Origin of the sequence: Streptomyces zingiberis, from assembly GCF_012034935.1 — a bacterium.
GTDB classification, from domain to species: Bacteria; Actinomycetota; Actinomycetes; order Streptomycetales; family Streptomycetaceae; genus Streptomyces; species Streptomyces zingiberis.
The window spans coordinates 214,589-233,313 of record NZ_JAATEN010000008.1 but is presented as its reverse complement, the minus strand read 5'-3'; the positions used below and the strand labels follow the sequence as shown (position 1 = coordinate 233,313).

At 77.7% G+C, this 18,725-nt stretch carries 15 protein-coding genes and 6 tRNA genes; 9 read left to right on the top strand and 12 right to left on the bottom strand.

What is annotated here, in order from left to right; all coding sequences use genetic code 11:
• Positions 1 to 5: 5 nt before the first annotated feature.
• Both HCK00_RS13370 and HCK00_RS13365 read right to left on the bottom strand, forming a co-directional pair.
• Positions 6 to 77: transfer RNA gene (locus HCK00_RS13370), tRNA-Val, on the bottom strand.
• A gap of 108 nt (positions 78 to 185) precedes the next feature.
• Positions 186 to 698 (bottom strand): TIGR02611 family protein, encoded by a 513-nt coding sequence (locus HCK00_RS13365; RefSeq protein ID WP_168102095.1) that lies wholly within the window; start codon positions 696 to 698, stop codon positions 186 to 188.
• Positions 699 to 1,005: 307 nt separating this feature from the next.
• On the opposite strand from HCK00_RS13365, the gene HCK00_RS13360 reads away from it, so the two are divergent.
• Positions 1,006 to 1,419, top strand: a complete 414-nt coding sequence (locus HCK00_RS13360; protein ID WP_003959770.1) for an SsgA family sporulation/cell division regulator — start codon at positions 1,006 to 1,008, stop codon at positions 1,417 to 1,419.
• Positions 1,420 to 1,646: 227 nt separating this feature from the next.
• On the top strand, positions 1,647 to 2,207 hold the full coding sequence (locus HCK00_RS13355; RefSeq protein ID WP_168102094.1) for a CGNR zinc finger domain-containing protein: 561 nt from the start codon (positions 1,647 to 1,649) through the stop codon (positions 2,205 to 2,207).
• A 91-nt stretch (positions 2,208 to 2,298) separates the two neighbouring features.
• Here the strand turns inward: HCK00_RS13355 and HCK00_RS13350 are convergent, their stop codons facing one another.
• Both HCK00_RS13350 and HCK00_RS13345 read right to left on the bottom strand, forming a co-directional pair.
• Entirely contained in the window at positions 2,299 to 2,523 is a 225-nt protein-coding gene (locus HCK00_RS13350; protein ID WP_240965544.1) for a hypothetical protein, read from the bottom strand.
• A 168-nt stretch (positions 2,524 to 2,691) separates the two neighbouring features.
• Positions 2,692 to 3,183 carry a hypothetical protein gene (locus HCK00_RS13345; RefSeq protein WP_168102093.1) on the bottom strand — a complete coding sequence of 164 codons (492 nt, stop codon included), beginning with the start codon at positions 3,181 to 3,183 and terminating at the stop codon, positions 2,692 to 2,694.
• A gap of 248 nt (positions 3,184 to 3,431) precedes the next feature.
• Here HCK00_RS13345 and HCK00_RS13340 point away from each other — a divergent pair, with 248 nt between their 5' ends.
• Positions 3,432 to 4,022 (top strand): DsbA family protein, encoded by a 591-nt coding sequence (locus HCK00_RS13340; protein ID WP_168102092.1) that lies wholly within the window; start codon positions 3,432 to 3,434, stop codon positions 4,020 to 4,022.
• 262 nt (positions 4,023 to 4,284) lie between these two features.
• On the opposite strand, the gene HCK00_RS13335 is transcribed toward HCK00_RS13340, so the two are convergent.
• From HCK00_RS13335 to HCK00_RS13325, 3 genes are all read right to left on the bottom strand, one after another.
• Positions 4,285 to 5,124, bottom strand: coding sequence for a GNAT family N-acetyltransferase (locus tag HCK00_RS13335; RefSeq protein ID WP_168102091.1), 840 nt, complete (start codon positions 5,122 to 5,124; stop codon positions 4,285 to 4,287).
• A 138-nt stretch (positions 5,125 to 5,262) separates the two neighbouring features.
• Positions 5,263 to 6,087 (bottom strand): aminotransferase class IV, encoded by an 825-nt coding sequence (locus tag HCK00_RS13330; protein WP_168102090.1) that lies wholly within the window; start codon positions 6,085 to 6,087, stop codon positions 5,263 to 5,265.
• A complete protein-coding gene (locus HCK00_RS13325; protein WP_168102089.1) occupies positions 6,084 to 7,202 on the bottom strand; it encodes a chorismate-binding protein in 1,119 nt (372 codons plus the stop codon). The genes HCK00_RS13330 and HCK00_RS13325 overlap by 4 nt, the downstream gene beginning before the upstream one ends.
• 286 nt (positions 7,203 to 7,488) lie before the next feature.
• Between HCK00_RS13325 and HCK00_RS13320 the strand changes: the two genes are divergently transcribed.
• The 5 genes from HCK00_RS13320 (at position 7,489) to HCK00_RS13300 (ending at position 7,986) form a co-directional block, all read left to right on the top strand.
• Positions 7,489 to 7,561 (top strand) — tRNA-Gly (locus tag HCK00_RS13320).
• Between the two features lie 30 nt (positions 7,562 to 7,591).
• Positions 7,592 to 7,662, top strand: a tRNA-Cys gene (locus HCK00_RS13315).
• 1 nt (position 7,663) lies between these two features.
• A tRNA-Val gene (locus HCK00_RS13310) sits at positions 7,664 to 7,735 on the top strand.
• Positions 7,736 to 7,802: 67 nt separating this feature from the next.
• Positions 7,803 to 7,874, top strand: a tRNA-Val gene (locus HCK00_RS13305).
• Between the two features lie 40 nt (positions 7,875 to 7,914).
• Positions 7,915 to 7,986 (top strand) — tRNA-Val (locus HCK00_RS13300).
• 252 nt (positions 7,987 to 8,238) lie between these two features.
• Here the strand turns inward: HCK00_RS13300 and HCK00_RS13295 are convergent.
• Both HCK00_RS13295 and HCK00_RS13290 read right to left on the bottom strand, forming a co-directional pair.
• Positions 8,239 to 8,469 (bottom strand): hypothetical protein, encoded by a 231-nt coding sequence (locus HCK00_RS13295; RefSeq protein ID WP_168102088.1) that lies wholly within the window; start codon positions 8,467 to 8,469, stop codon positions 8,239 to 8,241.
• Between the two features lie 218 nt (positions 8,470 to 8,687).
• Entirely contained in the window at positions 8,688 to 8,927 is a 240-nt protein-coding gene (locus HCK00_RS13290; protein WP_168102086.1) for a DUF8836 family protein, read from the bottom strand.
• A 202-nt stretch (positions 8,928 to 9,129) separates the two neighbouring features.
• Here HCK00_RS13290 and HCK00_RS13285 point away from each other — a divergent pair, with 202 nt between their 5' ends.
• Positions 9,130 to 10,515: a serine/threonine-protein kinase gene (locus HCK00_RS13285; protein WP_168102172.1), complete on the top strand. Its 1,386-nt coding sequence runs from the start codon at positions 9,130 to 9,132 to the stop codon at positions 10,513 to 10,515.
• Between the two features lie 147 nt (positions 10,516 to 10,662).
• Here the strand turns inward: HCK00_RS13285 and HCK00_RS13280 are convergent, their stop codons facing one another.
• The 3 genes from HCK00_RS13280 to cobT form a co-directional block, all read right to left on the bottom strand.
• Positions 10,663 to 11,481, bottom strand: a complete 819-nt coding sequence (locus HCK00_RS13280; RefSeq protein ID WP_168102084.1) for a TrmH family RNA methyltransferase — start codon at positions 11,479 to 11,481, stop codon at positions 10,663 to 10,665.
• A gap of 147 nt (positions 11,482 to 11,628) precedes the next feature.
• Positions 11,629 to 12,909 (bottom strand): uroporphyrinogen-III C-methyltransferase, encoded by a 1,281-nt coding sequence (gene cobA / locus HCK00_RS13275; RefSeq protein WP_168102083.1) that lies wholly within the window; start codon positions 12,907 to 12,909, stop codon positions 11,629 to 11,631.
• 224 nt (positions 12,910 to 13,133) lie between these two features.
• A complete protein-coding gene (gene cobT / locus HCK00_RS27620) occupies positions 13,134 to 18,689 on the bottom strand; it encodes a nicotinate-nucleotide--dimethylbenzimidazole phosphoribosyltransferase (RefSeq protein WP_311765302.1) in 5,556 nt (1,851 codons plus the stop codon).
• Between the last annotated feature and the right edge of the window lie 36 nt (positions 18,690 to 18,725).

Here is an 18,725-nt window from a genome sequence, read left to right as displayed (position 1 = left end):
CGGTGTGGGCGATACTGGGATCGAACCAGTGACCTCTTCGGTGTGAACGAAGCGCTCTCCCGCTGAGCTAATCGCCCGGGAGCGACGCCCACATTACCGCATGTCAGTGGCTGCCCCCGACCGGCGTCCGGGGCCACGCGGGGAAATCGCCCCGGCACCCGGGCCGCCCGGCGGCGGGCGCACGGTCAGGCGCCGGTCTCCCACGGCATGCGGAAGCCGAACTCCCAGACGTAGTAGCCGAGACCGGCGGCGATGATCACGCAGCCGGTCGCCGTGAGGATCATGTTCCTCCGGCGCACCCTGGGGTCGAGGGCCTTCCTGGCCGCCGCCTTGACCTTGCGCTTGGTCCAGCGGAGCACGAGCTGCGCCCAGACGAACTCGGTGGCCCAGATCGCCATGCCCGCGAAGATCACCACCCACCCCGGGCCGGGCAGGACGAGCATCGCGGCGCCCGCCGCCACGACGGCGAGGCCGACCAGGAAAACCCCGGCCTGCCAGCTCATGTGGAGCGTGCGGGAGGAGCGGATGAACCGGGGGGCGCGGGAGCCGAGCCGCCGCTCGCCCTTCCCCCCGGGCTCCGGCGAACCCTCCGGCCCTGCCGAACCCACAGGCCCGTCCGGCCCCTCCGGCTTCTCCGGCTCGGACACCGCCACCGCCTTCGGCCCCGTCCCGGGCTCCGGATCCGGTTCCGTCCTCATACCGACCACCGTGACACCCCGTCCCCCGCCGCGCACCTCGGCGGCCGGATCCCCGTCCGGCCCGCCGGGTGACGGCGCCGCGCCGGCGGCCTCCCGCCGTCCGTCACACTGCGTATCCATTTCCCCAAGCTATCGGACCGTCCGCATGGCCGGAACATTCGCAAGGGGGACCGAATACTCCTCCATTCGGGTCATACGAATCCCTACATAACGGCCAGAGGGGTTTACAACGGGACTCCAGGTGGCATGTCGATTTCGCCGACGTGCGAATCCCCGAGCGCACACTGAGCGAAAGGCCATGGCGCTTATGAACACCACGGTCAGCTGCGAGCTGCACCTGCGCCTCGTTGTGTCGAGCGAATCCTCCCTGCCCGTCCCGGCGGGCCTGCGGTATGACACGGCCGATCCCTACGCCGTGCACGCCACCTTCCACACCGGAGCCGAGGAGACCGTCGAGTGGGTGTTCGCCCGCGACCTCCTCGCCGAGGGGCTGCACCGGCCCACCGGGACCGGTGACGTCCGCGTGTGGCCGTCCCGCAGCCACGGACAGGGAGTCGTCTGCATCGCCCTCAGTTCCCCGGAGGGCGAGGCGCTGCTCGAAGCCCCGGCGCGGGCGCTGGAGTCCTTCCTCAAGCGGACGGACGCCGCGGTGCCACCCGGCACCGAACACCGCCACTTCGACCTCGACACCGAACTCTCCCACATTCTCGCGGAGAGCTGAGGAGGCGCGAACGCGGGCCAGCCACCCGCGCCAGGCAACCGCTCACCGCTCAGGCCGTCCGACTCGGGGCGACGGCTCGGGCCCGGAACAGCACAGACCGTACGACCGCGCACGGGACGTGCCCTCACCACGGTGGCTCCGCGGTGAGGGCGCCGACGCGCCCGGGAGCCGCTAGAGTCGGCCGCCATCGGAAGAGGCAGCCGCCGACCACGGCCAGGGAGCGATCCGTGCTGATCAACCACGACACCCGGTGCGCGCTCGACAGCGTCACCGAGCTCGTGAACACCTCGGGGCAGGGCGACGAGCCCGACACGCTGCAGGATCTCGCGGCCCTCGAACGCTTCGTCCGGCGGAACGACATCAGCGACGTGGGCCGGCTGGGTGAAGCGGACCTCGCGGCCGTGCTGGAGGTCCGCGAGCGCTTCGCGGAGGTCTTCGCCGCCACCGGCACCGCCGAGGCGGCGCGGCTGCTCAACGCGATGGTCGCGGCCGCCGGCACCACCCCGCGCCTGACCGACCACGACGGATACGACTGGCACATCCACTACTTCGCGCCGGGCTCCTCGATAGCGGACCACCTGGCGGCCGACGGGGGCATGGCGCTGGCCTTCCTCGTGGTGGCGGGCGAACGGGAACGGCTGCGGCGCTGCGAGGCGCCCGACTGCGGCCGGGCCTTCGTCGACCTCTCCCGCAACCGTTCCCGCCGCTACTGCGACAGCCGCACCTGCGGCAACCGGCTGCATGTCGCGGCCTACCGGGCCCGGCGGCGCGAGGCGGCTGAGCGCTGACCGGGGCACCGGAGCCCCCGGCCCGTCCCCGGCGGCGGTGCCCCCGGGGCCCGGGCGCCCCGGGGGGTGCCGGAGGGGCCGGGCCGCCCGGTCACCAGCGATAGAGGTCCAGCAGGTCGTAGAGGGCGCCGAGGCCCAGCAGCGAGGCGATGACGGCGAGGAAGAGCATCAGCGGGGGCTGGGAGAGGGCGTAGAGGCAGCCGCGGCTCTCGGGCGGGGCGGCGGGCCGCCCGGCGGCCGGGGCGACGGGCCGGGGCCCGGGCTCTTCGCAGGTCAGGATCGGTTCAGGGGCCGGAACGGCGAGGTCATCGTTCATCTCGCGCAGATGATGACGCACTCCGGACGCACCATGCGGCGGGCGGCTTCTGTTTCACCCGGAGTTCGTTTGTTCCCACGGAGGTGGTCCGCGTCCGGGAAGCCGTCCGGGACGGGGTTTCCCGGCCCGGCTCCCCGGCCGGTCCGCCGTCCCGGCTGCCCTTCCCGCTCAGATGCCGTGCTTCTTGAGGATCGCCTCGATGTCCTCGAAGTCCTCCAGCCCGGTGCCCTGGTCGCGGCCACCGCGGGGCCGCGCGGCCGGGGCGGCCCGGCCGGCCGCCCCCGCGCCCTCCCCGCTCCCGGCGGTGTGCCCGGGGCCCAGGGACGGCGCGCGGGTCCCCGGCTCCACGGCGGCGCGCCCGCCGGCCCCCCGGCGGCGCCGGCCGGCCACCCGCGCGGCGACGAACAGCACGGCCGAGACCCCGAGGACCGCGAACCCGGCCCACACGGACGGCCGCAGCACCAGACCGGCGGCCCAGTCGGCCGCCGCCACCGCGATGTCCTTCGCGAGATCCACCAGCCCGGCCATGGCCAGCCCGACCGGTACGAGGGCCAGCGCCGCGATCCGCGTCGCGGCCAGGAAGCGTCTGCGCCAGGCGGTGAGCAGGGCGGCGGCCAGGCCCGCCGCGGAGAGCGCGATACAGACGGTCGTGGTCAGCACGGCGTGCCTCCACCGGTGATCGCGGACATGCCACTCCCCTTCCCCGTGTTCCCCGTGCTGCGTGCGTGGTGCGCGCTCCGTGCCCTCCGGGCGGGTCCCACCTGCCGGTGGACGGCTCGCCCCTCCATCGTGCACCGGACACGACCGCGCGGGCCATGCCGGGGTACCGGACTCCGGGTCTTCCGGGGGCCGGGGTCCTCCCCCGGTACCGGACCGGGGCACCCGGCTCCTCCTGGGAGACTGTTCCGATGAACGACACGACCACCGGCTCCCCCGTCGTCCTCGACGTCTGGTGCGAACTCCAGTGCCCCGACTGCCGGACCGCCCTGGACGACCTCCGGGCGCTGCGGGCCGCGTACGGCGGCGCCCTCGACATCCGCCTGCGCCACTTCCCGCTGGACAAGCACCGTCACTCCCACCCGGCGGCGCAGGCCGCCGAGGAGGCGGCCGCGCAGGGCCGGGGATGGGAGTTCGCGGAGGCCGTGCTGGAGCGCGCCGAGGAGCTGGGGCGGCGCGGTGAGGCGCTGCTGGCCGAGGTGGCCGGCGGACTCGGCCTGGACGCCGGGGAGGTGGAGACCGCGCTCGTCGACGGCCGCCACATCCTGGCCGTGGACGCGGACCAGGCCGAGGGGCGGGCGATCGGTGTGACCGGCACGCCCACCTACGTGATCGGCGGCGAACGGCTGGACGGCGGGCGGAGCCAGGAGGGGCTGCGGGAGCGGATCGCGGCGCTCGCGGACGGGCTGCTCGCCGGGGACGGCCCGGCGGCCCGGCCGCCCGCCCAGGCCCCGCCCGGGCCCGGTCCGGCGGGCCCGGAGGAAACCCCCGGCGCACGGTGACCCGGGGGAGCGGGGTCCGGCGCGGCCGGCCGGACGGCCGAGGGGCGCGCCGGCGCGGTGGGGCACCTCCCGGCCGGCGGTGGGGAACCGCGGTGGCCGGAGGCGGCACCGGGACGGGCGCACCGCACCTCACGTCCCCGGCGTGATCCATCCGGGCGGGCCCTCACCGCCACCCCCGGTGCCACCCCCGGTGCCGCCGGCGGGCCGGGACCGCTCGCCCGCCGGGCGGGCCCGCCGCCGTGCCGCCGGCCCGGGCCCGCGCTCAGAGCAGGGGCTTTTCGAGGCAGTGCAGGACGGGCCGGTAGCCGAGTGAGGCGTAGAGCCGTACCGCCGGGGTGTTGTCGGCGAAGACGTGGAGGCCGAGGGTGTCCGCGCCCGCCGCCCGGGCCTCCCGCTCGGCGAGCAGCATCAGGGAGCGGCCGTGGCCGCGGCCCCGCACGTCCTCGTCGACCGCGACCTCGTAGACGTAGGCGCCGCTGCCCTCCGGGACGTGGTGGCCGGTGGCGAGCCAGACCATGCCCACGTCGCGGCCCGCGTGGGAGAGGATCCGCAGCAGGGCCCCGGGGGTGCGGGCCCCGTCCGGCAGATACCGCGCCCAGTCGGCCTCGGCCTTGGCGCGCGCCCGTTCCCCGTCCATCCCGCGCGTGGCCCAGGAGTGGGCGAACCGGGTGACGGCGCCGGGCCGCCAGGCGGCGAACTCCGCCTCGTCCATCGGGCGTGCGGCGCTGCCGGCGGGCAGGTCCGGCGGGCGGGCGGGGAGGTCCTTCCGCAGCACACGGCCGCGCTCGCGGTAACCGAGGGCCTCCGCCATCCGGAGGGCCGCGCCGCCGGTGGCGGGAACGTCGGCCGCGGCGCGTACGCAGCCCCAGCCGCGGAGCACCTCCTCGGCGGCGAGGACCGCCACGGTGCCGCGGCCGCGCCGCCGGTCGGGCACGGCGATCCGCAGCCCCTCGATCCGGCCCACCGACGGCCCGAAGCGGCGGTCCGTGGTGAGGCCGACGGTTCCCACGGGACGGTTGTTGACGCGGACCTCGTAACCGCGGGCCCGTGAGCCGTCCTGGTCGCGCCGCTCCGGCCCGGTGGGCCGCAGAGTTGTCGTCATCTCGACGTTCTACCCGGCGGGGCGGCCCGGCGTCACCCCCACCGGGCACGGGGCGCCCCGGTCACGGGGCGCGGCCGGGGCACGGCAGGGTGCGGTGACCGGGGCCGGGCGGTGGCGCGGGGTCAGCGCGGGTCGGGGTCAGCGCGGGTCGGGGTCCGCGGCGGCGCGCTCGGCGAAGACCCGCATGGCCTCCGCCGTCACCGGTCCGGGGGCGGCGGGCAGCGCGCGGCCGTCGACCCGGTGCACGGCCTGCACGTCGCGGAGGGTGGAGGTCAGGAAGATCTCCTCGGCCCGCTCCAGGACGTCCCACGGGAGTTCGGTCTCCCGGGCGCCGGTCCACTCGGCGGCCAGCGCCCGGGTGACGCCGGCCAGGCAGCCGGAGGAGAGCGGCGGGGTGTGCGCCACGCCGTCGAGGACGACGAAGACGTTGGAGCCGGTGCCCTCGCACAGCTGTCCCACCGTGTTGGCGAACAGCGCCTCGGAGGCGCCCTGTTCCCGGGCGCGGGAGAGCGCCAGCACGTTCTCCGCGTAGGAGGTGGTCTTCAGCCCGGTGAGCGCGCCGCGTTCGTTGCGGACCCACGGGACGGTGATCACAGCCGTGCTCGGGGGCGCGGGGGTGGCCTCGCCGAGGGCGACGACCAGGGTGGGCCCGGCGGCGCCCCGGTCGGAGCCGAGCGGGGAGGGACCACCGGTGTAGGTGACGCGCAGCCGCCCGAAGGGCAGCGGGTTGGCGGCCAGGACCGCGGCGCAGGCGTGGCGGACCTCGTCGCGGTCGGGTTCGGGCAGGCCGAGGCCGCGGGCGGAGGACGCCAGCCGGTCGAGATGGCGGCTGACCGCGAACGCGCGTCCGTGCTCGGCCTTGAGGGTCTCGAAGACGCCGTCGCCGACGGTCAGGCCGTGGTCGAGCACGGAGACCCGCGCGTCCGCGGCGTCCCGCAGCATGCCGTCGAGCCAGATCTTCACGGTGTGTCTCCTCGCGTTCCCCGGGCCGCGGGGCGGTCCGCGGCCGGCGGACTCCCGGGCTCCCCGGTCCCGGCGGGCGCCGGGGGATCTTCCGACGCTATCGCGAGCAGGCGGGCGGCCTTCAGCTCGGTCTCGGCCCACTCCCGTTCGGGGTCGGAACCCCAGGTGATGCCGGCGCCGGTGCCGAAGCACAGCCGGGGCCCGCCGGTGGCGGCCCGGTCGATCCAGAACGTGCGGATGCCGACGGCGAGCGCGCCGGTACCGCGGTCGGCGTCGACCCACCCGATACCGCCGCAGTAAGGGCCGCGGGGGGCCGTCTCCAGCTCCTCGATGAGGCGCAGCGCGCTCCTCTTGGGGGCGCCCGTCACGGAGCCGGGCGGGAAGGTGCGGGCCAGGAGCCCGGGCCAGCCCACGCCGCCGGCGAGTTCGCCGCGCACGGTGGAGACCAGGTGGACCAGGCCCGGGTGGCGCTCCACGGCGCACAGCGCGGGCACCGTCACCGAGCCGGTGGCGCAGACCCGGCCGAGGTCGTTGCGGACCAGGTCGACGATCATCACGTTCTCGGCGTGGTCCTTCTCCAGCAGATCGTCCGGGGTGCGGCCGGTGCCCTTGATGGGCCCGGACTCCACGGTGCGGCCGGCCCGCCGCAGATACAGCTCCGGCGAGGCACCGGCGATCTCGACGCCGTGCGCGGGAAGCCGCACGGTGGACGCGTACGGGGCCGGGTTGCCCCGGGCCAGCAGGGCCGCGAGGGCGTCGGGGTCGGCGCCGGCCGGCTCGGGCAGCGGGGCGGAGAGCACCCGGCACAGGTTGGCCTGGTAGACGTCGCCGGCCGCGATGTGCTCCCGGATGCGGCGGACGCCGGCGACGTACGCGTCCCGGCCGAGGGAGGAGCTCCACGCGCCGGGTGCCGGGCCGCGCCAGGCGCCGGCGACCGGGGCCGGGGGCCGGACGCGGCGCACGTCACCGAAGCGGGCGCAGACCAGCCGCCCCTCGAAGTCGGCCACCACGGCCCAGAAGCCGGCGGATTCCAGGGCGGCGGGATCGCCGGTGACGTCCCGCAGGTCCGTGGCGAGGAGCCCGCCGAAGCGGGCCAGAGGGGCAAGTTCGGACACAGGTGCGATTCTATGGGCACCCGCCGTGGCCGGGCGGGCCCGGGACGGACGCCGTCCCGGGCCGGCGCTCCCGGCGGGGGCTCCGGCCGCCAGGGACCGGCGGCTCCTGGCCGGCTCCCCGGCGGCTCACCGCAGTTCGGCGGGGGTCCGGCGGTGACGAGGGCAGCACGCTGGGCAAACGGAATTTGAGCTGGCCCGGTAATCCGCTAGAGTTCGGAACGTCACCGGGGCGCGGGAGCGACCCGGGGGCGAGGGTGGATCCCGGAGCGATCCGGGAGAGACCACTGCGGACGTGGCTCAGTTGGTAGAGCATCACCTTGCCAAGGTGAGGGTCGCGAGTTCGAATCTCGTCGTCCGCTCGGAGTGGGGACCCCCGTGGTCCCCACGCTGGTGGAGTGGCCGAGAGGCGAGGCAACGGCCTGCAAAGCCGTCTACACGGGTTCAAATCCCGTCTCCACCTCGGACGATTAGCTCAGCGGGAGAGCGCTTCCCTGACACGGAAGAGGTCACTGGTTCAATCCCAGTATCGTCCACCGGTCCCCATCGGACCGCGCACCATCCGCGGTTCCGCGGCCGCCCCCGGGCGGCCCGGGCCGCCCCGCGCGATTAGCTCAGCGGGAGAGCGCTTCCCTGACACGGAAGAGGTCACTGGTTCAATCCCAGTATCGCGCACGCACACCTCACCCCGGGTCTCCCGGGCGGGTGCGGCCCAGGACGATTAGCTCAGCGGGAGAGCGCTTCCCTGACACGGAAGAGGTCACTGGTTCAATCCCAGTATCGTCCACCGGTCCCCACGGGACCGCGGTCTCCGCAGTACACGGCTGAGGGCCGGAAGCGTCTCGCTTCCGGCCCTCAGCCGTTCCCCGGCCCGGTGCGCGCGGGCCGGGGCGGCGCCCGGTGGTTCCACCGGCCGGGCAACACAACGCCCGGACAGCTTCCCGCTGTCCGGGCGTCCGTGCCGTCCGCCGTACCCCCGTCCCCACGGGGTGTTGCAAGGCCGGACCACCTCCCGGGCCGCTCTCCCGGGATGGCGCGCTCAGCGCCCCAGCAGTCCGGCCACGGACGACGCCTGTGTGACGACGGCGTCCCAGCCGCCGAAGGCCACGGTCAGCAGCACCGCGCAGGGCAGCACCATCGCCGCGGCGACCAGGGGGTGGCGCGAGCCGGAACCGGCGGACCGGACCGGCGCCATCCTGAGGAGGACCCCCAGGGCGGGCGCCCTGCGCCCACCGCCGCGGCCCACCGCGCGTTCCGCCGTACCCGCCATCGCCCCCGCTCCCGTCGTGGTCGTGGGCGGCGGGCGTGTGACCTCGGGGGACGAGTGCGTCCGCCCGCCGCTTGACTTCCACGGTAGGTGCGCGGCGGGGTCCGGGGCGTCACCCCGACGTACCGGATCACGGCCTCCCGCAGGATGACCCCGGGCCCCTCCGGCTACTCCTGTGGGTGGACACCGGCCCCCGGGAGGTGCGGGTCCTCCCCCAGGGGTCAGCCCTCGCGCTCGGACTCCTCCACCGGCGGCGCCGGGTGCTCGACCAGGGCCAGCACCCGGTTCGCCATGAAGCGGGCGGTGCGCACCGGGGTGCCGTTGCGGGTGACTTCGCTCACCTCCACCACGCCCCGGCGCACCGCCGTCTCCACCCTGCGGCCGGCCCGGCCGGCCACCATCTCATACGTCCGTGTCGTGTCGCCGGCATCGACGACGATTTCCACGCGGTCACCCTTCACCGGATCAAACCCCCTTGTGCGACGGGTCGTTGGGCCGGGCGGACCCCGGCTGCCGGCCGCGCGGCGCGCGGCCCCGTCCACCCTTGAAGGATCCCACGCGGCACTGACATTTCCCGGAGCCGTGATGCGCGGCCTGTGCGCGCCCGGCGCCGTCGATCCGTAAGCTGTGCCCCGTCAGACGGCAAGGGCAGCGGGGATGGACATGGCGATGATGCGGCTCCGGCGCGAGGACCCGCGTGTCGTCGGCTCGTTCCGGATCCACCGCCGGCTGGGCGCGGGCGGCATGGGCGTGGTCTACCTCGGCTCCGACCGGCGCGGCCAGCGGGTGGCGCTGAAGGTGATCCGCCCCGACCTCGCGGAGGACCAGGAGTTCCGCTCCCGCTTCGCCCGCGAGGTGTCCGCGGCGCGGCGCATCCGCGGCGGCTGCACGGCCCGGCTGGTCGCCGCCGATCTGGAGACGGACCGGCCGTGGTTCGCCACCCAGTACGTGCCCGGGCCCTCGCTCCACGACAAGGTGGTGGAGGAGGGCCCGCTGTCCGCGGCGCGCACGGCGGCCGTGGGCGCGGCGCTCGCGGAGGGACTGCTGGCGGTGCACGAGGCGGGGGTCGTCCACCGCGACCTCAAGCCGTCGAACATCCTCCTCTCCCCCAAGGGCCCGCGCATCATCGACTTCGGCATCGCCTGGGCGACGGGGGCGAGCACTCTCACACATGTCGGCACGGCCGTGGGCTCGCCCGGCTTCCTCGCACCCGAGCAGGTACGCGGCGCCGCCGTCACACCGGCCACGGACGTCTTCGCGCTCGGTGCCACCCTCGCCTACTGCTCGACCGCCGACTCCCCCTTCGGGCAGGGCAGCTCGGAGGTCATGCTCTACCGGGTGGTGCACGAGGAGCCTCAGCTGGGCACGGTTCCGGACGCGCTGGCCCCGCTGATCCGGGCCTGCCTCGCCAAGGACCCGAAGGAACGGCCGACGACCCTTCAGCTGTCGCTGCGGCTCAAGGAGATCGCCGCGCGGGAGACGCACGGGGCGCTGCCGGACGGCCGCCCGGCGCCGCAGCAGCGGCTGCCGGCCGCGCGCCCGCACGCCGAGCCGCAGCCGCAGCGCGCGGAGCGCCCGGCCGGCTCCGGAAGCGGCCCGTCCCGGCCGCGCGCCTCCGGGACGGGGACGCCGGGCTCCCCCCGCGCGTCCCGCGACGGGCGTCCGGTGCGTCGGCCGTCCCCGTCGCGGACGCGGCGTGAGGGGGCGCCGTCCTCGCGCCCCGGATCGGGGCCGCGCCCGGCGCCGCGGACGGGACCGCGGGGCGGCGGCTCCGGCCGGCGGCCCGGACCTGACCGGCGGCTGCTGCGGCAGCGGCTGGTGGTGTTCGTGACGGTGACTCTGCTGGTGGCGCTGGGGATCGCCGCCGCCCAGGGGTGTGAGGGTCCCTCCCGCGGGCTGCACGGGCCGTCGCTCCCCTTCGGCTCCGGCCAGGTGAGCGCTCCCCTTGGCCCGAACGGCGCGGACGGCGCGGACGGTTCCCAGGCTCCGGGGGGCCCCGCGGACGCGGCCGGGCCCGGCGACGGACGCGGGGCGGGCCCGTCCCGCTGAACCCCGCGCGGGGCTCCGGCGGGGCGGGGCCGGCCCGCCGCGCCCCGTCCTCCGGTCCGGGGGCGGGCCGGTGCGGCGGCTCGCGGAGAAGCGGCCGGGGCACGGGCGGGACCGGGACCGGGGAGACCGCACCGCCCGGCGCGCGGTTCAGTCCGCCGGGCGCCCGGCCGTGACCGCGTAGAACGCGACGGCCGCCGCGGCGGCCACGTTCAGCGAGTCCACGCCGTGTGCCATCGGGATGCGCACCTGGGCGGAGGCGGCGGCGAGCGCCTGCCGGGTGAGTCCCGGCCCTTCGGCGCCCAGCATCAGTGCCACCCGCTCCCGCCGGTGCGGCGCGGCCTCGTCGAGGGTGGCCGCCTGCGCGCCGGGGGTGAGGGCGAGCAGGTCGAACCCCGCGTCCCGGACGGCCGCCAGCCCGCCCGGCCAGGGCTCCAGCCGGGCGTAGGGCACGGAGAAGACGGCGCCCATGGAGACCTTGACCGAACGCCGGTACAGCGGGTCCGCGCAGTCCGGGGAGAGCAGCACGGCGTCCATGCCGAGCGCCGCCGCGCCGCGGAAGACGGCGCCCACGTTGGTGTGGTCGTTGACGGACTCCAGGACGGCGACGCGGCGGGCGCCCGCCAGCACTTCCCCGGCCCGGGGCAAGGGCTTGCGGTGCATCGCGGCGAGCGCCCCGCGGTGCACGTGGTAACCCGTCACGCGCTCCGCCAGTTCCGGCTCCACCAGGTAGACGGGGGCCGTCGCCGTCTCGATCACGTCGCTCAGTGCCGCCGCCCACTTGGCGGTCAGCAGCAGGGAGCGCATCGGGTAGCCGGCCGCGAGCGCCCGCCGGATGACCTTCTCGCCCTCCGCGATGAACAACCCCTCGGCGGGCTCCCTGCGCCGCCGCAGGTGCACATCGGTCAGGTCCGTGTAGTCGCTCAGCCGGGGGTCGCCCGGGTCGCCGAGGGTGAGGGGTTCAGCCACCGGGTGTCGCCGCCTTGTCCGCCGTATCAGCCGTGTCCGCCGTGTCCGCCGCTTCCGGTCCGGCCGGCCGGGGCGCCGGGCCCGCGGGGCGCGCCGGCACCGCCGCCGTGCCGCCCGCCGGGCCCGTCCCCCCGCGCCTGAGCCGCGTCACCGCGGGTCCGCCCACGGGCCGACGGCGACGACCTCGCCGATCACGACGACCGCGGGGGGCCGCACGCCCTCCTCGGCGACGCGGCGCGCGACGGTCTCCAGGGTCGCGTCCACCCGCCGCTGCGCCGCCGTGGTGCCCTCCTGGACGACGGCGACGGGCGTGCCCGGCGCGCGGCCGTGCGCCATCAGCGCCCCGGCGATCGGCCCGATCTTGTCCACCGCCATCAGCAGCACCAGGGTGCCGTGCAGCCGGGCGAGCGCCGCCCAGTCCACCAGCGACCGCGGGTCGTCCGGCGCGACATGGCCGCTGACCACCGTGAACTCATGGGCGACACCCCGGTGGGTGACGGGGATCCCGGCCGCCGCCGGGACGCTGATGGAGCTGGAGATGCCGGGCACGACGGTGCAGGGGATACCGGCCTCCGCGAGCGCCTCGGCCTCCTCCATGCCCCGCCCGAAGACGTACGGATCGCCGCCCTTGAGGCGGACCACGGCGCGGCCCGCCTTGGCGTGCTCGATCAGGGCGCTGTTGATGGCCTCCTGCGCCATGGCCCGCCCGTAGGGGATCTTCGCGGCGTCGACCACCTCGACGTGCGGGGGGAGTTCGTCCAGCAGGTCGCGCGGGCCGAGCCGGTCGGCGATGACGACGTCCGCCTCGGCGAGCAGCCGCCGGCCGCGCACCGTGATGAGGTCGGGGTCGCCGGGACCGCCGCCGACCAGGGCCACGCCGGGGGTGCGCGCGCGGTGGCGGGGCGCGGCGAGCGTGCCGTCCCGCAGGCCTTCGACGATGGCGTCGCGCACGGCGGCGGAGCGGCGGGGGTCCTGGCCGGTGAGGACGGCGACGGTGACCCCCTCGCTGCGGCCGGTGGCCGGCGTCCAGGCGGTGGCCGCGGCGGCGTCGTCGCTGCGGACGCACCAGACGCGGCGGGACTCGGCCTCGGCGGAGGCGGCGGCGTTGGCCGCCGGGTCGTCGGTGGAGATCAGCGCGTACCAGGCGCCGTCGAGATCGCCCGCGCGGTAGCGGCGCCGTTCCCAGCGGACCGTGCCCGCGGTGGCCATGGCCTCCACGGAGGGGGTCGCCGAGGGCGAGATCAGCGACACGTCGGCGCCGGCCGCGACCAGGCCGGGCAGCCGCCGCTGGGCGACCTGCCCGCCGCCGAGCACCACCACGCGCCGGCCGGCGAGGCGCAGTCCGACGGGGTACGCGGTGGCGGGCGCGGACTCCTCCCGGGCGTCCGGGGCGGTGTGGTCTGCCGGGTCGGGGCTCTGTGCGGTCATGGCGGTGCGGCTCCTCGGGGCGGCAGGGGGCGTCGGGCCGCTACTGCGCTGGAGCGGCGGGCGGGGCGGCCGGGGCCGGGGGGACACGGCGGGGCGGCCGGTCCCAGCCTATGCGGTGTCCGGCCGCCCGCGGCGGGCGTCCCCCACGGGCCGGGACCGCGGTGGCCGTTTCCGGCCGGTACGGCGCCGGTCACGGGCCGGGGACGGGAACGGCCGGGCGCCCGTCAGGACTTCTCCGTGACACCGGCCGAGTCGAAGGTGGCCACCTCGTGCATCGCGCGTGCCGCGCTCTGCACCAGCGGGAGGGCCAGCAGCGCGCCCGTCCCCTCGCCGAGCCGCAGGTCGAGGTCGACCAGGGGCCGCAGGCCCAGCTTCGTCAGCGCCGCGACATGGCCGGGCTCGGCGCTGCGGTGCCCGGCGATGCAGGCGGCGAGGGCCTCGGGGGCGATCGCGCGCGCGGCCAGGGCGGCCGCCCCGGCGCTGACCCCGTCCAGGATCACCGGGGTCCGCAGCGAGGCTCCGCCGAGGATGAGCCCGGCGAGCGCGGCGTGCTCCAGCCCGCCGACCGCCGCGAGCACGCCCACGGGGTCGGCGGGGTCCGGCGCGTGCCGCTCCAGGCCCCGCCGCACGACCTCGACCTTGCGGGCGTGCGTCTCGTCGTTGACGCCCGTGCCGCGGCCGGTGACCTCGGCCGGGTCCTTGCCGGTGAAGACGGCGATCAGGGCCGCGGAGACGGTGGTGTTCGCGATCCCCATCTCGCCCGTGAGCAGTGCCTTGTTGCCGGCCGCGACGAGGTCCCGGGCGGTCTCGATACCCACTCCGATCGCGCGCAGCACCTCCTCGCGCTCCAGCGCCGGGCCGGCGGTGAAGTCCCCCGTACCGGCCCGGATCTTGCGTGGCAGCAGGCCGGGCGCGGCGGGCAGGTCCGCCGCCACGCCGATGTCGATGACGCAGATCTCGGCGCCGATCTGGCGGGCGAAGGCGTTGCAGACCGCGCCCCCGCCGAGGAAGTTGGCGACCATCTGGGCGGTGACCTCACGCGGCCAGGGCGTCACCCCCTGCTCGTGCACGCCGTGATCACCGGCGAAGACCGCCACCACGGCGGGCTCGGGCACCGGCGGCGGGCACTTGCGGGAGAGGCCGCAGAGCTGCGCGGAGATGATCTCCAGCATGCCCAGCGCGCCGGAGGGCTTGGTCATCCGCTTCTGCCGTTCCCAGGACTCCCCGAGCGCCTTGGCGTCCAGCGGGCGGATCCCGCGCAACGTCTCCGCCAGCAGGTCCTCCGGTTCCCCGCCGGGGAGCGCCCGGCGGCCGTAGGTCTCCTCGTGGACCGCCCAGGAGAGCGGGCGCCGCCTGGACCAGCCGGCCCGCGCCAGCTCCGGCTCGTCCGGGAACGCGTCGACATGGCCGACGCAGAGGTAGGCCACCACCTCCAGGTGGTCCGGCAGACCGAGGAGCCGGGCCAGTTCCCGCTCGTCGAAGAAGCTCACCCAGCCGACGCCGAGCCCCTCGGCGCGCGCGGCCAGCCAGAGGTTCTCCACGGCGAGCGCGGCCGAGTACGGCGCCATCTGCGGCTGCGTGCGGCGGCCGAGGGTGTGCCGGCCGCCGCGGGTGGGGTCCGCGGTGACCACGATGTTCACGGGCGTGTCGAGGATCGCCTCGACCTTCAGCTCCGTGAACTGCTTGGCCCGGCCCTTGGGCAGCGACTTGGCGTACTCCGCGCGCTCGTGGGCGACGAGGTCGTGGACGGCCCGGCGGGTGTCCTCGGAGCGGATGACCACGAAGTCCCAGGGCTGGGAGTGGCCGACGCTCGGCGCGGTGTGGGCCGCCTCCAGCACCCGGCGGAGCACCTCCGGCTCCACCGGGTCCTTGCGGAAGCCGTTGCGGATGTCGCGCCGCTCGCGCATCACCCGCAGGACGGCCTCGCGTTCGGCGTCGCCGTAGCCGCCGGCACGGGGGCCGGCCGGGCCGGCGGCGGCGTCCGCGGCGGAACCGGGGCCCGTCGGGGCGGGTGGGTGGTGCGGGACGGTGAGGGACGGGGCGGGTCCGGCTCCGGGGCGCGGTTCGGGTTCCTCGGCGGTCCGAGGGGGCTCGGTGGCGGTCTCCGCCACGTCAGGCGCGAGCCCGGCCTCTCCGGCTCCGGACACCTCCGGCGCGGGCTTCTCAGCCGTGGGCTCCTCCGGCGCGGACTCCTCCGGCGCGGGCTCCTCCAGCGGGGTCTCCTCCGGCGCGGCCTCCTCGGACGCGGACTCCTCCGGCGCGGTGACGGCGTCCTCGGTGGACTCGGCCTCGGTGACGGCGGTCTCCACCAGGGTCGTCTCCACCACGGTCTCCTCGGATTCGGTCTCCTCGTCCCCGGCCGTGCCGGTCCGGGCCCCGGCTTCGGGGGCTCCGGCTCCGCCGGCCACGTCCGTCCCGGCGGCGGCCCCGGCCCCGGCACTCGCCTCCGCGTCCGCGCCGGTTCCGCCGCCCGTCACGGCCTCGGCCACCGCTGCGGCTCCGGCCCGGGCGCCGGGGGCGTCCCCTGCCTCCGGTCCGGTGGCGGCACCGTCCCGGCCGGCGTCCTCCTGGCCCGCCGGCTGCTCCGCCCTGGGCCCCTCCGCCGCCGGCTGCTCCGCCGTGGGCTCCTCCGCCGTGGGCTCCCCGGGCCCGGCCGCCCCGGCTGCGGAACCGTCCGGGGCGGCGGCCGGCTCCGGGGCGGACGCCTCCGCCGACGTCTCGCCCGCGTCCTCGGCGGCCGGCGCCGCGGGGTCCTCGGGGGTGCCGGTGGTGTCCTCCGCGGCAGGTGAGGGCGCGTCACCGTCCCCGGCGGTCGCGGGCGGGACCGGCGGGGTGGTGCCGTCCTCGTCCGGCGCGCCGGACGCCGCGGCCGTCCCGTCCTGCGGCGCCACCGCCCCGTCGCCCGGCGGCTCGGTCCCGGGGGCGGGGTCCGCGGGGCCGGCCGGCGCCGGGACGGCTTCCCGTGCCGCCTCGGCGTCCGGGGGCGTTCCCGGTTCCCCCGGCTCCGGTGCCTCCGGGGCACCCGGCACCGGCTGCCCGGCGGGGGCGGGTCCGCTCTCCACGGCCGGGGCGGGGCCTCCGTCACCGGATTCCGTGGCGGCGCCGGCGGGCTCCGCGCCGTCCTCGCCGTCCTCCGGGCCCGCCGGAGCGGGCTCGCCGGCCGCGCCCTGAGCGGCCACCGTTCCCGCCGTGTCACCGGACGGTTCCGGGGCGACGGGTGCGGTGGACGGGTCCGGCGTGGCGGCGCCGTCGAGCGGTGTGGTGAGCGGGGCGGGGTCCCCGGGGCCGGACGGGCCGGTGTCCCCGGCGTCCCCGGCGTCCTGGGCGTCCTGGGCGTCCTGGGCGTCCTGGGCGTCCGCAGCGTCCTCCGCCATAGCCTCCTCGCCCGCCGGGTCCTCCGCCACGGCCTCCGCGTCTGCCGCCTCTCCGACCTGCGGCTGCCCGGTGACGGGCTGTTCGCCGGCAGGCAGCCCGGCGTCCGCGGGCTCCGCGGGGGCGGCCGATCCGTCCTCCGCCGTCGCCTCTCCCTCCGGAGCGTGCGCGGCCGCGGTGTCCGGTGCGGACGGCGCCTCGCCCTCCGCTCCGGCGGGTGCGGCAGCGGCCGGCTTGCGGCGGCGCCCGGTCCCGGGGCCGACCGGCTCGGGCCCGGCGGCCTCCGCGGGGACGGCCTGCTCGGGAGCGTCCTGCTCCGGGGCGGCCGGCGGGTTCCCGGGCCCTGCCTCCGCCTCGTCGGGCGGCTCCGCCGCGGCGCTCGCCGCGGTGTCCTCCTCCGGGGCCGCGAACGGCTGCCCGGCCTGCTCCTCCGCGCCGTCCGCCCGGGCGCCGTCCCCGGGCGCGGGCGCGGCCCTGCGCCGCCCCCGCCTCCCCGCCGCACGCCGCGGCGCGTCCTGCGGTTCCGGGTCGGCGGCGCCGGCCGTCTCCGCCACGGGGTGCGCGGCGGGCGCGTCCGGAGCCGGGACATCCGGCACCGTCACTGTCTCCTCGGCCGCGGGCTCCGCGAGGGTCTCTTCGGACGGGGCGTCAGGGCCGGGGACGGGGGTGGACGGCTCCTCCTCCCGGCCGGACGGGTCCCCGTCACCGTCCGTCCCACCGCCGCCGGACTCCTCCCCCGCGGCCGGCTCCCCCGGACCGGGGTCTTCCCCCGGCGCGGCGGAGGCCCCGTCAGTGAGGGTTTCCGGGGTGGCGGTGGAGGGCGGCACCACGTCGGCCCCGGGTGCCGTCGTCTCCTGCGGACCGGCCGGGGGCAGCGGTTCGCCGCCGCCGTCCACGGCCCCGTCGGGGGCCGTGGTGCCCCCGGCATCACCGGCTCCGGGCACGCCCGACGCGGTCCCGGGGAGGGGCGCGGAGGTCTGCTCCGGGCCGGACGCGGTCCCGGTGGGGGTCTCCCCGTCTCCGGCCGGGGCGGCGGGAGCGGCCTCGGCCGTCCCGGCGGCCGGGTTTTCTCCCTGCGGGGTCGCCACGGGGCCCGGGGACGCCGCCACGTGCTGCGCGGGGATCTCGCCGAGCTGCGGGCCGGGCAGGGTGGACGCGGGGTGCTGGGCGTACGAGGGGATGCCCGCCGACTGGTGCGGCACGCGCGGAGGCGCCGCGGCCGGTGCCACGGGCGCCTGCGCCGGTGCGGCACCCGGGAACTGACGGGCCGGCGCGCCCGCCGGGCCGCGATCGGCCAGGGAGCGGACGATCCCGCCGGTGGGGGCGTCGGGCGTCGGCGGCCCCAGGTGGAGCGGGCGCCGCGCGGGGGTGCGGCGCGGCACCGGGCCCTGGCTCCCCCGGGACGGGCCACGTCCCGGAGGGGTGGCGCGCCCCGGGGTGGCCGGCGGAGCCGGGGAGGGGGATGGGACCACCGGTTCCTGCCCGGCGGCCGCGGGAGCGGACCCGGGCGGCTCCGTGCCCGGAGCCAGCGCCTCCCCGGAGGTGTCCGGCGCGCCCACCGGGGCCGCGGCAGCGGCGCCTGCGCCGCTCCCACCGTCCCCGGTGCCCTCACCCGCGCCCTCGCGGGGCGGCTCCGCGACCGGACCGGAGACCGGACCGGACGGCACTGCCGGCGCCGGCGGTACCGGCGGCACCGCCTGTACCGCGGACGCCTCGGCGAGCGGCGGCTCCGGTGCCACCGGCCCGGGTGCCGCCCCTTCCGGTGACGGCGGCTCCGCGCCGGCGGTGGGCGCGCCGGTGTCTCCCGGGCCGGACGCCAGGACGTCCACGCCCACCGGCGGCGGCTCCGGGTACGGCTGCCCGCCCGTTGGGTGCGGGTGTGGCTGGGGTTCGCTCAGATCCGCGCCGTGCGGCGGCAGTTCCGCCCCGGCCTCCGCCGGTGCGGGGTACGCCGGGCCGCTCCCGGCCGGATCCGCCGCGTCCTGCGGCAGCCCGGGGTACGGCGGCCCGGCCGGCAGGTGTCCGGGCACCTGCGGCCCGTACGGCGGCTGTTCGTGGCCCGCGGGCGGCTGCGCCGGGTACTCCGCCGGATATCCCCCGGCTCCCACCGCTCCCCCGGCGCCTCCGGCCGTTCCCCCGGCATGGCCCTGGTAGCCGTATCCCTCGTACGGCACGGCCGGGCCGGGGGCCGGCAGCGGGCCGGTCAGCGGGTCGTGCGGGGGGTGCTCGCTCCAGGCGCCCTGGGTGGCGGGCATCAGCAGCAGGTCGTCGTCCTCGGCGGGGACGGCCGGGTCCACGGCGGAGTGGTAGGGGTAGGCGACGGGGCCCGGGTAGGGCGGGGAGCCGGGCCGCGGCCCGCCGGCGTTCTCCGGCTGTTCCTCGCCCGGGATCCGGCCGGTGTCAGTCATGCGTACCCCTCGCCCATCGGTGGTGCTCCCTGGACC